We start from the raw sequence: 14,507 nt of genomic DNA, 5'->3' as shown, positions 1-14,507 counted from the left end.
CCATGAAACTCAATACTCTGCGTCCGGCACCTGGTGCCAAACAGGCCGAGAAGCGCGTAGGCCGCGGCATTGGCTCCGGACTCGGTAAAACCGGTGGTCGCGGCCACAAGGGTCTTAAGTCTCGTTCAGGCGGTAGCGTTAAGCCTGGATTCGAAGGCGGACAGATGCCTTTGCAGCGTCGTCTGCCGAAGTTCGGCTTCACTTCTGCCAAATCTCTGGTATCTGAAGAAGTTCGCCTTGGTGAACTGGCTAAAGTTGAAGGCGAAACCGTTGACCTGGCGTCACTAAAACAGGCTAACGTTCTCAAGAACTCTACCCGTTTTGCCAAAGTGGTACTTTCGGGCGAGATTGATCGTGCGGTTACCGTTCGTGGCCTTAAGGTCACCAAAGGTGCTCGCGAAGCGATTGAAAAAGCCGGCGGCAAGGTAGAGGACTAAATGAGCAAGTCGGGAAAGGTATCGGGTAGCAGTAACACTGGCGGGCTCAGCGAGCTTTGGGCTCGTCTGCGCTTTGTATTCATTGCGATTGTGGTGTACCGCATCGGTTCTCACATCCCCGTTCCCGGTATTAACCCCGACCAGCTAGCTGCGCTCTTCAGAGAGAACCAGGGCACCATCCTTAGCATGTTCAACATGTTCTCGGGTGGCGCCTTGGAGCGTATGAGCGTATTTGCGCTCGGAATCATGCCGTACATCTCTGCGTCGATTATCATGCAGTTATTGACCGTGGTCTCACCTCAGCTTGAGCAGCTCAAGAAAGAGGGCGAGGCGGGTCGTCGCAAAATCACCCAATACACACGCTACGGCACAGTCGTATTGGCGTTGATTCAATCGTTCGGTATGGCAGTTGGTCTGGTTGGAAGCGGAGCGGCGATAGATCCAGGTATTATCTTCTATTGCACAACAATCGTTACCTTCGTAGCAGGTGCGATCTTCCTGATGTGGCTGGGCGAACAAATCACCGAGAAAGGAATCGGCAACGGTATCTCGCTGATTATCTTCTCCGGTATTGTTGCCGGCATGCCAAACGCTATCGGGCAAGCTTTCGAGCTCGCGCGTAACGATGGTGCTTGGAACGTACTGCCTCTGCTGGCGCTTGGTGTGCTTGGTATTGTCACCATCGCCTTCGTGGTATTTGTTGAGCGCGGTCAGCGTCGCATCAAGGTGAACTATCCGCGCCGTCAGGTTGGCAACAAAATGTATGCTGGTCAGAGCAGCTATCTGCCGCTGAAGGTCAACATGGCGGGTGTTATTCCGCCGATCTTCGCGTCCAGTATTCTGCTTTTCCCCGCCTCCATTGGTCAGTGGTTTAGTCAGGGCGAAGGTTTAGGGTGGCTCTCTACAGTGTCTCAGGCGCTAGCGCCAGGGCAACCGCTTTATATCTTGCTTTTCGCAGCAGCAGTAGTATTCTTCTGCTTCTTTTATACCGCGCTCGTTTTTAATCCTAAAGACGTTGCCGATAATCTGAAGAAGTCAGGTGCTTTCCTGCCGGGTATCCGCCCAGGCGAGCAAACTGCGCGCTACGTAGACAAGGTGATGACGCGGCTAACGCTGTTTGGTGCTGCTTACATCACGTTCGTTTCCCTGATGCCACAGTTTTTAATGGTCGCCTGGAAGGTTCCGTTCTACTTTGGCGGTACCTCTATTCTGATCGCGGTAGTGGTTGTGATGGACTTCATGTCCCAGGTGCAATCTCACCTGATGTCCAATCAGTACGAATCAGTGATGAAAAAGGCCAACCTGAAAGGGTATGGCAGCGGCGGCATCCTTCGTTGATACCGTTGCATGTAACTTAGTGGAGTGAACGATGAAAGTTCGAGCATCCGTTAAAAAGATCTGTCGTAACTGCAAGATCATTCGTCGTCGTGGTGCAGTGCGTGTAATTTGCACTGAGCCCCGTCACAAACAGCGCCAGGGTTGATTTTTATCATCCAGGTAAGCTGTTGACGAAAGAGTGGCGCACCTATATCCCTTGCTTCCTTTAGGCAGCAGGGGATATAATACTGCGCCTTTTGTAGATGTAATTAACCGAGCAATGCCGCTCAAATATTCGGAGTAAGCTGATGGCCCGTATTGCAGGCGTCAATATCCCGGACAACAAGCATGCGGCGATCTCGCTGACCTACATTTACGGCGTTGGCAACACTCGCGCCAAAGCGATTTGCGCTGCTGCTGGTATCGAAGCCAGCACAAAAATTGGAGAACTTTCTCCAGAGCAGCTAGACGTTTTGCGTGCCGAAGTTGGCAAATACGTCGTAGAAGGTGACCTACGTCGTGAGATTACGCTTAATATCAAGCGTCTCATGGATTTGGGCACCTATCGTGGTCTGCGCCATCGCCGTGGTCTTCCGTTGCGTGGTCAACGTACCAAGACCAACGCGCGTACCCGTAAGGGCCCGCGTAAACCGATTCGCAAATAACGCGTGACGCGTTAAACCAGGATACTTCCAAACATGGCTAACCCGCGCAGTAACCGTAAAAAGGTTAAAAAGCAGGTAGTGGACGCAGTCGCCCACATTCATGCCTCTTTTAACAACACGATCGTAACGATCACAGATCGCCAGGGTAATGCTCTTTCATGGGCAACTGCCGGCGGTTCGGGTTTTCGTGGTTCTCGTAAGAGCACCCCGTTCGCTGCTCAAGTAGCAAGTGAACGTGCAGCAACCGCTGCAGCCGAGTATGGAGTGAAGAACGTAGATGTGCTGGTCAAGGGCCCCGGTCCCGGCCGTGAATCTGCTGTGCGAGCACTCAATGCCGCAGGCTTCCGCGTGCAAAGCATCACCGACGCGACGCCCGTTCCTCACAACGGCTGCCGTCCGCCGAAGAAACGCCGCGTATAAGGAGACAGATTCATGGCACGTTATACCGGACCTAAATGCAAACTGTCCCGTCGTGAAGGTACAGACCTCTTTCTCAAAAGCGGCGTAACCGCTTACGAGAAAAAGGCCAAAACCGAAAGCGCACCGGGTCAGCATGGTCAGCGCCGTCAGCGTCTCTCCGACTACGGCACCCAGTTGCGTGAAAAGCAGAAAGTACGTCGTATGTACGGTGTGCTTGAGAAGCAGTTCCGCAACTACTACAAGAAAGCAGCGACCCAGAAAGGCGCAACAGGTGAAGTTCTTCTTCAACTGCTCGAAACTCGCCTTGATAACGTCGTTTATCGCATGGGCTTCGGCTCAACCCGCGCCGAAGCGCGTCAGCTAGTCAGCCACAAGGCGATTCAGGTTAACGGTCGTACCGTTAACGTTGCGTCTTACAAAGTGGTCGCTGGCGATGTGATCTCCGTTCGCGAGAAAGCAAAAAACCAGAGCCGCATTCAGTCTGCGCTCGAAATCGCGGGTAATCGCGGTGACGTCGCTTGGATTGATGTTGACTCCAAGAAGATGGAAGGCACATTCAAGTCTGTCCCCGAGCGTGGAGACCTGTCTGCCGACATCAACGAAAACCTGATCGTCGAGCTGTACTCTAAGTAATCCTTCGATTGGTTTATCTCGCAACGAGACTTAGAGTACCCCCGTTCGGCAGCTTAAAGGTGTTCATATGCAGCGTTCAGTGACAGAGTTTCTCCGTCCTCGCGATATCAAGGTCGAAGAGATCAACGCGAATAATGCGAAGATCGTGCTCGAGCCGTTCGAGCGCGGCTTCGGTCATACCCTGGGGAATGCTCTGCGTCGCATCCTTCTCTCCTCTATGCCCGGCTGTGCCGTCACAGAGGTTGAGATCAAAGGAGTCGAGCACGAGTACAGTGCCATTGAAGGCATCCAGGAAGATGTAATTGAAATCCTCCTGAATTTGAAAGATGTTGCTGTGAAGCTTCACAGTGGCGACGATGCCGAGCTGACACTGGACAAGAAAGGCCCAGGTGTTGTGACTGCTGGTGACATTACCCTCAGTCATGACGTCGAGATCATTAATCCGGATCATGTTATCGCCCATCTTAACGATGGTAGCGAGCTCAGCATGAAGCTTCGCGTCCAGCGTGGTCGTGGTTATGAGCCGGCGGATACCAGGCTTCAGGGCGAAGACGAAAGCCGTGCTATCGGTCGTCTTCAGCTCGATGCAACTTACAGCCCGGTTCGTCGTGTTTCGTATGCCGTCGAGTCTGCGCGCGTAGAGCAGCGTACCGACCTCGACAAACTGGTCATCGACCTGGAAACCGATGGTACCCTGGATCCTGAAGAGGCTATTCGCCGCAGTGCGACTATCCTTCAGGAACAGCTGGCTGCCTTCGTTGATCTGGAAGCCGATAAGGAACAGGAAGTCGAGGAAGAAGAAGATCAGATCGATCCTATTCTGCTTCGCCCCGTAGACGATCTCGAGTTGACCGTACGCAGCGCTAACTGCCTCAAGGCCGAGAATATTTACTACATTGGTGATCTTATTCAGCGCACCGAAGTAGAACTTCTGAAAACCCCGAACCTGGGTAAGAAGTCCTTGAACGAAATCAAGGATGTTCTCGAAGGTCGTGGTCTTTCTCTCGGCATGCGTCTTGAAAACTGGCCACCGGCTAGCTTGAAAGACGACAAGGCTTCCGCCTGAACGAGTGACTCGAGTCTAGATTGGTAAGGAATCACAACCATGCGTCATCGTAAGAGTGGTCGCCAACTCAACCGCAACTCGTCGCATCGCCAGGCCATGTTCAAAAACATGAGCGTGTCGCTTGTCGAGCACGAATTGATCAAAACTACTCTGCCCAAGGCTAAAGAGCTTCGTCGTCACGTCGAGCCGCTCATTACCCTGGCTAAGAACGATAGCGTTGCTAATCGCCGTCTGGCGTTCAGCCGCACTCGTTCTGATGCAGCAGTAGGTAAACTGTTCAGCGAACTAGGTCCGCGTTACGCAACTCGCCCCGGCGGTTACGTGCGCATCCTGAAGTGTGGTTTCCGTGCCGGAGACAACGCTCCCATGGCCTACGTTGAGCTAGTTGATCGTCCGCAGGTTGAAGAAGCAGGCGACGAGTAAGAGCCAAGCTTCGTTGCCACATAAGCATCCTCGCTAGTGGCAGCACGAAGAAATAAAAGCCGATTCGGTCAGACCTGACCGTCTCGGCTTTTTTTATTGGGGTCGGCACTTAACCTGACCACGCCAGCCACGCCAGCCACGCCAGCCACGCCAGCCACGCCAGCCACGCCAGCCACGCCGCCACGCCGCCACGCCGCCACGCCACTCACTCCACGCCACCGCCGCTCACTAACCTCAAGGGCAGAACGGGAACTGTTTCAACTGCTGCTACTCACTTAACGTCGCTCTTTATCCGTCGCGGCCCAGTCCAAAAAACACCCCGCAAGCCTCGCTCGCGGGGTGTTCACGTTTCCAGTTCGAGCTTACTTAGCTCTTAGAAGTACCACGCTACGCCCAGATTGCCTCCGTGATCATCCCTGCCTTTTGCAAAGAGCCCTGCGTAGTCGAGGGATACTTCGATGCCATTTTGCCATCGGAGGGCGGCTCCGGCGCCTACACTTGCTGCGTTGCTGTAGGCGTTAGCGCTGTTGGTGACAAAGCTATCGCTAGCGTCTGAAAATTCGAAACGGCGTTCTCGGTCACGATCGTGCCACTGATGTAGCCAACCCGCAGATCCCTTGAGATTCAACGTTAGCCCGTCCCTCAAAGGCTGCTGGTGGTTAACACGCACGCCCAACGCTGACCGTAGGTCCGTTTCCGTCGTTTCGTTGCTTCTGAGCGCTTGAGGGCCACCGTCTTCGGTAAACGAATCAGCGTTTAGATGTGTATAGGAAGCGCGCACGTAGGGCGTAACGCCGGTGTCCTTATCTCCGAAGCGGTAGCGCGCTTCGGCGAATCCCTGCCAACTGTGCGAATCGGTGCTGGCGTCGGAATTGTCGTTGAGGTCGGCCAGCCGCACATGGCGGTGAGTATCGATATTGTGCCAACCATACCCCGCGCCCCCTAGTATTTCGGCGTCTCCAAATTGTTGGCTGGCGTAGGCGGTCAGATAGTAGTTATCGCTACGCGCGCGGCCTAGCCCATTGCTGCGCACTCTACCGTCGAGGTAGGTGAATGCGACGCCGGCGCGCTGAGTGTCGTTGGCCAATTCACCGCCCAATTGGATGCCCTTGTTATCGCTGCGATACCCCTCCAGCGCGCCATGCGCATTCATGTGGGTGTGGCTGCCGAGCATTCGTATCCAAGGGCCACTGCCCTGTGGACTGAAGGTGAGGTGGTTGGAGATTCCCTCAACGACCTGCTGATCGGTATCCAAGGTCGCGGCAATCACGTCGGCGTGCAGCTGTCCATCCAACTGATTGAACGCATCCCGTGCCTGTGCGTCGCTTTCAGACAGTGCTACGGCGCGGTAGAGCGGATCTTGAGGGGTGGTGTCATCGCGCTCGCTTTGCGGCTGAATGGCTTGTTTTTGCTGCAACTGAGGAGCGGCCGTGGTGTTAGCGGCATCAGGCACAGTGCTGCTGCTGGAGGAAGCGACTGCCAACGACGCAGCAGCCGACGGTAGTGATCGAGAGGCGAGCTTTATCGAGCGGGGCTCGACTGGCGCACGCCTAGCGTTAGACGCGGCTTCGCTCGGTTCTTCGTTTCGGGTGTCGCGCTGCGCGACTGCGCGTGCCACGCCACGTTGGTTGCTATTCGCAGCTGCATCGGAGAACAGGCGACGGTTGCGGTTAATGCCCAAATCGACGTCGTGAGCGGTGTAGCCAAGCTCTGCTTGAAGGAAAGGGCGCTGCAGCTTGGGCACTGAGGCATCATCGAAGCGTCCTTCGATGCCGTCGTCAGCCGAGAGAATGGTGTAGTGCTGATCGTACAAATCGCTGATATCTCGCCAGACAGGTCCTGAATTTGCCAATCTAACGTCTACCTGACCGCCGTTCAATTGGGCCTTTCCTGCTACCTTAATACGGTCGCTATTTCCGTCTCTATCGATATCGACGATATAGCGTGAATCCTTGTCGAAGGTGATATTCCCGTTGGTGGTAAGCGTGCCGATGGCAGTGTTTGGAGTGTTGTCGCCAGGGGAAACCGTACCGCCTTTGACGTACACGTCGTTGAGCGTGCCGCGCCCTGATAGCGTTCCTTCTTCTTCTACTGTCAGTGTTTTCGTCAAGCTGCCATCGACGCTCAATTCGCCGCTATGGACCACCGAGTCATGCTGCAAATCGTTATCGCCTGATAACAGTAACGTGCCCTCATCGAGCTCAATACCGCCGAAATGGTTGTTTCCGCTCAGTTCCAACTGACCGTTGCCGGACTTGATGAGCTTGCCGGCGCCCGCAATGTTGTTGCTCCAAGTGTCCCTATCGCCAAAGCCTGCAACGTCATCGTCGGTGACGCGCTGATTAACACGGAAGTCTTTATCCAGCGAGGTCGGTCCGCGGAAAGCGGACGGTAAGTTAATGACGCCCCAATAGCTGTCGGGATCACCTTCATTGACCATAAAGCCAGCCAAGGAATCAGTGGGATAGGCGGTACTTCCCAGGACTTGCAGACGCTGCTGGGTCTCAAGATAAGGAAAGCGTGTCGTTAATAGATTGGCTGATAGCGTGGGCAGATTGCCGGCATCGGTGCCTGGCGTAGCGCCCTCATCAGCCTGATCGTAATAGCCGATGCTATAACCCTGCTCGCGAAACTTATCGTCATCCGGGCTTTCTTGCGCCTCGAGGATGTCGCGCAGATTACCGCCTAATTTAAGTCCCAGCTCGGCACGAGTGCGTTTGGCGCTATCAATAATGAAGCGACGCGTGTTGTCATCTTCAAGCAGCTCAGACTGGTAGAAATAGACGTTAGCGCGGGCAGCAATCGTATCGCTGCCGAAGTGCGAAGCACGTACCAAGCGAGAGAGTGCGATCTTCTGTGCCTGAGCATAAATTTCGCCACCGCGCTCCGGGAATAGCAGCGCAAAGGGTGTCGCAACGCCAAAGCCCGCGGTGGTGTGCCCGCTGATATAAGAATGGCCACCGCGCTCTGGGTAATCGTCGCGCCACTCGAAGGAGGTCAGATCCTTGAACGCATCGCTGGGGCGGGGGCGGTTGTAGTAGTTTTTGTACTCGGTGACCATCTCTTTGAAACGTTTCAAAAACCTCTTTTCAGAGGGGTCGTAAAATACCGTCGAGGCCAATGCTAGTTCGAGCGGTTGGCGGAAGCCCGAATACGCCAGAATATTGACGTCGTCTGCGCGATCTCCAAACACCGCCTTGCTGAAGATGGTCTTGTACGTTTTCACGCTCGTTTCCGAGTATTGCTCGGCCCATTCCCGCTCGGGAGTTCCTTCTGCTTGGTAGTTGTCGATGGTCGCCTGTCGATCCCACTCTGATGCCTTGCTACCGGGTTCTGGGTAAGGCGCGACAACGTGCGTGCTCGCGTAATCGAACCACTCTTTGGAATTTCCCAATACGTGGGTGAGCGATCCAATAAACGTGGGTGGAATAGCGATTGCTTGGGCGGCAGGAAGACTACCTAACAGCATCCCGCACGAGAGAGACCAGACCAGCTTCATGATCGTTATTTTCCTGTGAAAAGTTGAATAACTTCGCAGTAATCGAGGAAAACTATAGTCCAGCTGCTCTATTACTCCACTTCACACAGAAGTAAGAAGATTGCGACACATGGGCGCTTTAGCGTGATGTTAGGCGCTAACGCCAATATGATTGGTTTCAGTTAGAAGAGAGGAAGGAGGCGTAGTCTTTGGCTTTCAAGCGCGGATGTGTCTGAAGTTAAAAGGCGATGCTCGCGGCAGTCGCTACACGACCGCTCACTTTCTTCTATCTCTACCAAGGATTCTCGCGATGTCGACACGCGTCGTGCTTATGATGCTAAGTGCTTTGCTCACTTCTCTGATGCTATTGTTGGCCCCTACTGCTCGGGCGGATGAGCAACAAGCGCAGCTTCTCAATGCAGGCACTATTGAGCCCAATGGCGCTTTCCCATACTCGCTGGAAACAGTGGTTTCTCTGGATAAGCCGTGGGGCATCGCTTTCCTGAACGATGGTCGCGCACTCGTTACCGAGAAAACAGGCAAACTCGTGTTATTGGATCATGACGGCCAACCCCGCGACGTTGCTGGTGTGCCTGAGGTAGTGGTCAAAAAACATAACGGTCTGTTGGCTATCGCTTTGGCGCCCGATTTCGCCAAATCGCACCATCTTTACCTCTCATACATGGCGCCTGCCAAAGAGGGAACTAGCCGGTTAACCTTGACGCGCTTCACTCTTGATCTCGAGCGCGCGCTCACGCTCTCCAACGCCAAGGTCATTTGGCAGCAGTCCTTCAGCAGCGACGCCATCCAGCCTGGGGGCGGCATCACCTTCTCGCCCGATCACCGTCATTTATTCTTCGCCGTTGGTGATCGTGCCCGCGCTGAGGCCGCGCAGGATCCAGATCAGCCGGCAGGTAAGCTGCTAAGACTCCACCTGGATGGTTCCACGCCGCATAGCAATCCTTATGCACAAGAGGAAGGGGTTCGGGCGCAAACATGGAGCCTTGGGCATCGCAACTTTTACGGCATGGCATTCTCTCCCACTGGATCGCTGTGGCAGGTGGAGATGGGGCCGCAGGGCGGTGATGAACTCAATTTGATAAAAGCAGGTGCCAATTATGGGTGGGGAGCGGTGTCGGAAGGCAATGCGGACGACGGCACGCCGCTGCCAACTCACCGCACGCGGCCCGATATCGAAGCCCCCAGGCTTTATTGGACGCCGGCGATGTCGCCTTCCTCGCTGCTGTTTTACAGCGGTGATCGCTATCCTGAATGGAAGGGAAGCGCGTTGATCACGGGGCTGAGTGGCAAGAATCTGTGGCGGGTAGATCTCACCAAAGATAACCGCATCCGCAGCGTAGAGCAGTGGAATCTGGGGATGCGGCTACGTGCTATTGCTCAAGCCCCGGATGGCGCGCTGTGGATATTGGAGGATGCGAATCCGGGCAAGGTAATGCGGATTACTCCCAAGCGTGCCGCGCTCCAATAAAAGAAAGGCGACGCTGATCGCTCAGCGCCGCCACGTTGACCATCCGGTGGTGCTGGTTGTGCCTTACTCTACCTGTGTTGCGTAGTCATCAACTGGCTTAATGCGCTTGATCAATTGATGGTCGTAGAGGAAATGCTCAAAGGTGTCATAACGCTTGCGATCAAGTGCTGCCGGGTCTGAGGCGAACAGAGGCACCGTTTTCAGCCATGACGCGTGGTTGAGTTTGGTATCAAGCTCTGGATGTGCCTTGGCAAAGGCTTGCCAGCTTTTTTCGGGATGCGCTTGTAGATAGGTCACGCCTTCCTTCAGCGCTTTGAGGAAACGTTTGATTTTCGGGTCGTTAACCTTATCGCGGTTGGCGACCAGCACCAATTCGTCATAGCTGGGCACGCCGTAGTCTTCAACGTTCATCACCACTGGCTCTTGGCCATGCTGCTGTAATTCCAGCGCTTCGACATTGCGATAGCCTCCGATTACCGCGTCTACGCGATGCGAGAGAAGGGCGCTAACCAACTGGAAGTTCACATTAATCATATCGACACTGCTGAGATCGATATGGGAATACTCTGCCATGGTGGCGAGATCGGCCTGCTCAATTCCGCTGATCGAATAGCCTACCTTCTTGCCTTTCAGGTCAGCGGGAGATTTGATGCTTTTGTCGAGCGTTAGCACCGTATTGAGCGGTGAATTTACCAGCGTTCCCACGCGCATTAACGGCAAGCCCTGATCGGCAAAGAAGTGCACGTGCGGCTGATAGGTAACCGCCAGGTCGGCGCGATGGGCTGCGACCATGCGCGGCGGCAGATCAGGGGAAGAGGGCGGCACGATATTGACATCGAGTCCTGCTCTTTTGAACGCGCCAGTCTGCTCCGCCACCATAATGGGCGCGTGATCGGGATTTACATACCAATCCAGTACCAGCGTGAGCTTGTCCGCTGCGAAAGCATGAGCGGTCGTCGCGGTAAGCAGCGCCAAGGCGGCAATAGTGCGTTTTAGCATGAGATACCCCTGATAGAGAGATTGGAATAGTGGTGTTAGTGATTCGACGATACGTTTGGCTTTCAGGCACTTGGTCAGTTTTCCTCCGACCAGTTGATCACGTAGCGCAGCAGCAAATCGGTAACGACCCACAGCAGTATGGTCATTAGCACCAGAATAAAGAGGGCGGCGAAGCACACATCCGCCTGCATTCGCGCATTGGCATTGAGCATCACGTAACCAAGCCCCGCAGAAGAGCCTACCCATTCGCCGATAATCGCTCCAATGGGGGCCACGGCCGCTGCCATGCGTAGCCCCGAGCCAAGGGCCGGAAGTGCCGCCATCAAGCGCACGTGCCATAGCTGTGCGCTGCGTGATGCCCCCATGGTGCGCGCCAGATCAAGGTAGTCGCGATTGGTACGGCGCAGCCCATCGAAGAAGGCCGAGGTGACTGGAAAGAAAATAATCAGTACTGCCATCATTACCTTGGCGCTCATACCGAATCCCAGCCACAGCACCAGTAATGGTGCGATGGCGAATACGGGAATTGCCTGGCTGGTCAGCACCAACGGCATTAGCCAGCGCTGTAAACGAGGCGAGCTGATCATTAACAGCGCCATTGCCATACCTAGCGCCACCCCTAGCACCAGACCGCAGACAATTTCGCTGGCGGTAGTGAGCATGTTCGACGCCAGATAATCACGCTGCGTCCATAGTGCCTGCGCAGTCGCGCGCGGAGAGGGCAGCAGAAAATCAGGGATGCCCGTTAGCGTAATCAGCCACCACATCAGCAGTAGCGCAATGAAGACGACGACGCCACGTAGCGCTGCTTGGTAATTCATGCGCCTGCCCTTACCAGCTGTTGCAGCAGCTGAGCTTGGCTGTGAAGCAGATAATGGTCGTTAGGCGCGCGCGGCGGCACTCCTTCCAGCACGTGGCTATCATCGATGCCGCTGGAGGCTGATGCGAGTACCAACAGCCGGTGGCTGAGTCGGCAGGCTTCCATGGGATCATGAGTCACCAGCAGCACGGTGCGATCACGCAACAGCTCGGCAGCCAGCGCCTGAATGCGGGTGCGCGTAATGGTATCCAGCGCCGAGAACGGTTCGTCCATCATTACGATGGGTTTGTCATCGTAGAGCGTGCGAGCCAACGCGGCGCGCTGTCGCATTCCCCCGGACAACGCCGCCGGGCGCTGATCGCCGTAGGCTTCAAGCCCTACCTGCGACAGCAAGGCGTCGACGCGCTGACGATCGACGCGGCGGCCGGTCAGCTTGGCGCTCAGGGCAATGTTGTTGCGGATGGTCAGCCACGGGTAGAGCAGGTCACGCTGGCCCATCCACGCCAGACGCCCCGCAACGGGCTGACCATCGCTGGTAGTAATGGTGCCGGACGTCGGGGGCATCAGCCCCGCCAAAATACGAATCAGGCTGGTTTTGCCCACGCCGCTGGCGCCCAGCAGCGACACCCATTCGCTGGCCGGTAAGGTAAAGCTGACCTTGTCGAACACCACGTGATCGCCGAAACGCAATCCCAGGTTGCTCACCTGTATCGCCGGTGACGTCATACCGACGCCTCGCTAGCGGCATTCAGCCCCATCTGCCAGAAGCGGGTCTCAAGCTGAGTCGCGGTAGTGAAAATGGCGCTGACTTCCTCGAAACGTGACTCAGTGCCGCGTTCTCGCCATAGCTCATCCATCAACGCGAGCGCGCTTTTGACTCCATCGAGATAGGCGGCGTCACCGTAGTTATGAATCCACGCTGCGTAAGGATGTCGCTCAAGCTGAACATCGGGACGCTGCAGTAGCGTTAGCCCAATCTCGGCATAGCCCGCCACGCAGGGCAGCAAAGCGCTCAACAAGTCGAGCGAATCGCCAGCATGGCCTATATCCAGAACATAGCGCGTATAAGCGATGGTCTCGAAAGCCTCGGTCGCTGTTTGCAGCTGTTTTTCGTCGATTCCCCACTGCGCGCAGTAATGAATGTGCAGAGGAAGCTCATCGAGGGTGGCATTAAGGGCGGCGGTGGCGAAACGCATATGGCGGACTGAACGCAGCTTGCTAACAAGCAGGGCGTAAGCACGAGCAAAATGCGTCAGAAAGAGATAGTCCTGCACCAGATAGTGCTTGAAGGCAGTAATCGGCAGGGTGCCTTTCGCCAACTGCTGGACAAAGGCGTGGGTAACGTAGGCGTGCCAGTTGCTGCCCGTATGCTCGCGCAAGCGGCCGTAGATGCCTTGATCAAACGAAGGAAGAATGACACAGCCTCCTGGTGAAAAGTGGACTCCAGGAAGGCGAAAGAGCATTGTGCAAGAAGATGCCCATCCCTTCGCTGGAATAACCCAGATCAGGTTCGAAGGGTTTGGCTATCGCCATCTCAGTCCATCAGGACACCCCCTGGTACCCCCAGTTATACGTGATGTTGCGGGGTGCTGTCATCAGCCGCATGGATAAACGTGTGTAACGAGACTGCTTTAGTGCATGCACGCGTTCATCGAGAGCGGCAACGATGCCAGTGTTGTCTTCTGCCAAATGAATAAACGGTGTTAACGTCGACGACATGTACCGCGAATATGGCCGGTGATACACGCAGGAGTCTACTCGTGTCCTCAATTACCCGAGATACAGGTCTGAGCAATGCTTCGCTTCAGCATTTAGCTGCTTTTTCTGTCGCCGACAAAGGGGGGAATCCCGCCGGAGTAGTGCTGTGCGATGCATTACCTGAACCATCGGAGATGCAGGCGGTTGCCAAGCAGTTAGGGTATTCCGAAACGGTGTTTGCTTGTCAGCAAGACTCAAGGCAGTGGCGTGTTCGTTACTTCGCACCAGAAATCGAGGTGCCGTTTTGCGGTCATGCCACGATTGCCTTGGGCGCAGCACTAGCGAAAACCTTCGCAGAAGGCGAACACGAACTGCTGTTGAACATTGGCAATATCAGCGTGAAAGGGAAACAAGCGGGGGCTCGATGGGAAGCCGAACTGCGTTCGCCGCCAACCCGCAGTTCGGCCCCTTCGCGGCAATTGCTGACGGAAGCGCTTAAGCTATTTGGCTGGTTGCGTGAAGAATTGGATGAGCGGTTGGCCCCAGCCTTGGCTGAAGGTGGCGCCTGTCATTTGGTGCTGCCGTTGGCAAACCGCAGTTTGCTTGCCGCAGCTCGTTACAATTTTTCTGCCGGACGGCGGTTAATGGAGGCGCATGGGCTTACCACTATTGCCTTGATATACGCTGAGTCTTCACAGCTGTTTCACGCCCGCAACATGTTTGCCGCAGGTGGCGTTTATGAAGACCCCGCAACGGGGGCCGCCGCTGCCGCACTGGCAGGCTATCTGCGCGATGCGGGGTGGCCACATCACGGCACGATCGACATCTTGCAGGGCTATGATATGGGCATTCCGTGCCGGCTGATGGTCAGAATGTCACCCGACAAGGGATCGGGGGTGTGGGTATCCGGTAGCGTGAGAGAACTGAGCCCTGAAGGTGTAGAAGAGCGCTAATCAAGCGCTTCAGTAGGGCTGAGTGACGGCTAGCCAAGCTTGGCAACGAACAAAAAAACGGCCATCGGGGGTTACCCGATGGCCGTTGTGCATGCGCGTACGTGAGCGG

At 55.4% G+C, this 14,507-nt stretch carries 15 protein-coding genes and 1 riboswitch; of the genes, 10 read left to right on the top strand and 5 right to left on the bottom strand.

Annotated elements, in window-relative coordinates; all coding sequences use genetic code 11:
- Positions 1–2 precede the first annotated feature (2 nt).
- The 8 genes from rplO to rplQ all read left to right on the top strand — a co-directional run bounded on the left by rplO (position 3) and on the right by rplQ (position 4,961).
- Entirely contained in the window at positions 3–437 is a 435-nt protein-coding gene (gene rplO, locus R84865_RS11820; protein WP_435631914.1) for a 50S ribosomal protein L15, read from the top strand.
- The gene (gene secY / locus R84865_RS11815; RefSeq protein WP_435638149.1) at positions 438–1,775 is read left to right on the top strand and encodes a preprotein translocase subunit SecY; all 1,338 of its coding nucleotides are present in this window, start codon (positions 438–440) and stop codon (positions 1,773–1,775) included.
- A 31-nt stretch (positions 1,776–1,806) separates the two neighbouring features.
- Positions 1,807–1,920, top strand: coding sequence for a 50S ribosomal protein L36 (rpmJ, locus tag R84865_RS11810; protein ID WP_077373351.1), 114 nt, complete (start codon positions 1,807–1,809; stop codon positions 1,918–1,920).
- 142 nt (positions 1,921–2,062) lie between these two features.
- Complete coding sequence (gene rpsM / locus R84865_RS11805) at positions 2,063–2,419, top strand: 30S ribosomal protein S13 (protein ID WP_025733397.1); 357 nt, start codon at positions 2,063–2,065, stop codon at positions 2,417–2,419.
- 33 nt (positions 2,420–2,452) lie between these two features.
- Positions 2,453–2,839, top strand: coding sequence for a 30S ribosomal protein S11 (gene rpsK / locus R84865_RS11800; RefSeq protein ID WP_011505752.1), 387 nt, complete (start codon positions 2,453–2,455; stop codon positions 2,837–2,839).
- Positions 2,840–2,851: 12 nt separating this feature from the next.
- A complete protein-coding gene (gene rpsD, locus R84865_RS11795) occupies positions 2,852–3,472 on the top strand; it encodes a 30S ribosomal protein S4 (protein ID WP_435631912.1) in 621 nt (206 codons plus the stop codon).
- Positions 3,473–3,539: 67 nt separating this feature from the next.
- Positions 3,540–4,538 (top strand): DNA-directed RNA polymerase subunit alpha, encoded by a 999-nt coding sequence (locus tag R84865_RS11790; protein WP_435631911.1) that lies wholly within the window; start codon positions 3,540–3,542, stop codon positions 4,536–4,538.
- Positions 4,539–4,577: 39 nt separating this feature from the next.
- The gene (gene rplQ, locus R84865_RS11785; RefSeq protein ID WP_025733401.1) at positions 4,578–4,961 is read left to right on the top strand and encodes a 50S ribosomal protein L17; all 384 of its coding nucleotides are present in this window, start codon (positions 4,578–4,580) and stop codon (positions 4,959–4,961) included.
- 373 nt (positions 4,962–5,334) lie between these two features.
- Here the strand turns inward: rplQ and R84865_RS11780 are convergent, their stop codons facing one another.
- Entirely contained in the window at positions 5,335–8,460 is a 3,126-nt protein-coding gene (locus R84865_RS11780) for an autotransporter domain-containing protein (RefSeq protein ID WP_435639778.1), read from the bottom strand.
- A gap of 289 nt (positions 8,461–8,749) precedes the next feature.
- Here R84865_RS11780 and R84865_RS11775 point away from each other — a divergent pair, with 289 nt between their 5' ends.
- Positions 8,750–9,928: a PQQ-dependent sugar dehydrogenase gene (locus tag R84865_RS11775; protein ID WP_435639777.1), complete on the top strand. Its 1,179-nt coding sequence runs from the start codon at positions 8,750–8,752 to the stop codon at positions 9,926–9,928.
- A 63-nt stretch (positions 9,929–9,991) separates the two neighbouring features.
- On the opposite strand, the gene R84865_RS11770 is transcribed toward R84865_RS11775, so the two are convergent.
- From R84865_RS11770 to tenA, 4 genes are all read right to left on the bottom strand, one after another.
- Entirely contained in the window at positions 9,992–10,927 is a 936-nt protein-coding gene (locus R84865_RS11770) for an ABC transporter substrate-binding protein (RefSeq protein WP_435639776.1), read from the bottom strand.
- 74 nt (positions 10,928–11,001) lie between these two features.
- Complete coding sequence (locus R84865_RS11765; protein ID WP_435639775.1) at positions 11,002–11,748, bottom strand: ABC transporter permease; 747 nt, start codon at positions 11,746–11,748, stop codon at positions 11,002–11,004.
- The gene (locus tag R84865_RS11760; protein WP_435639774.1) at positions 11,745–12,473 is read right to left on the bottom strand and encodes an ABC transporter ATP-binding protein; all 729 of its coding nucleotides are present in this window, start codon (positions 12,471–12,473) and stop codon (positions 11,745–11,747) included. Before R84865_RS11760 ends, R84865_RS11765 begins: the two co-directional genes overlap by 4 nt.
- Complete coding sequence (tenA, locus tag R84865_RS11755; RefSeq protein ID WP_435639773.1) at positions 12,470–13,126, bottom strand: thiaminase II; 657 nt, start codon at positions 13,124–13,126, stop codon at positions 12,470–12,472. Before tenA ends, R84865_RS11760 begins: the two co-directional genes overlap by 4 nt.
- An 85-nt stretch (positions 13,127–13,211) precedes the next feature.
- Positions 13,212–13,312: riboswitch (TPP riboswitch) on the bottom strand.
- A 195-nt stretch (positions 13,313–13,507) separates the two neighbouring features.
- Between tenA and R84865_RS11750 the strand changes: the two genes are divergently transcribed.
- The gene (locus tag R84865_RS11750; protein ID WP_435639772.1) at positions 13,508–14,398 is read left to right on the top strand and encodes a PhzF family phenazine biosynthesis protein; all 891 of its coding nucleotides are present in this window, start codon (positions 13,508–13,510) and stop codon (positions 14,396–14,398) included.
- The last annotated feature ends 109 nt before the right edge of the window (positions 14,399–14,507 follow it).

Origin of the sequence: Carnimonas bestiolae (assembly GCF_051251145.1) — a bacterium.
Taxonomy (GTDB): domain Bacteria; phylum Pseudomonadota; class Gammaproteobacteria; order Pseudomonadales; family Halomonadaceae; genus Carnimonas; species Carnimonas bestiolae.
Note: the sequence above shows the minus strand (reverse complement) of the source record. Positions and strands in the feature narration are given on the sequence as shown.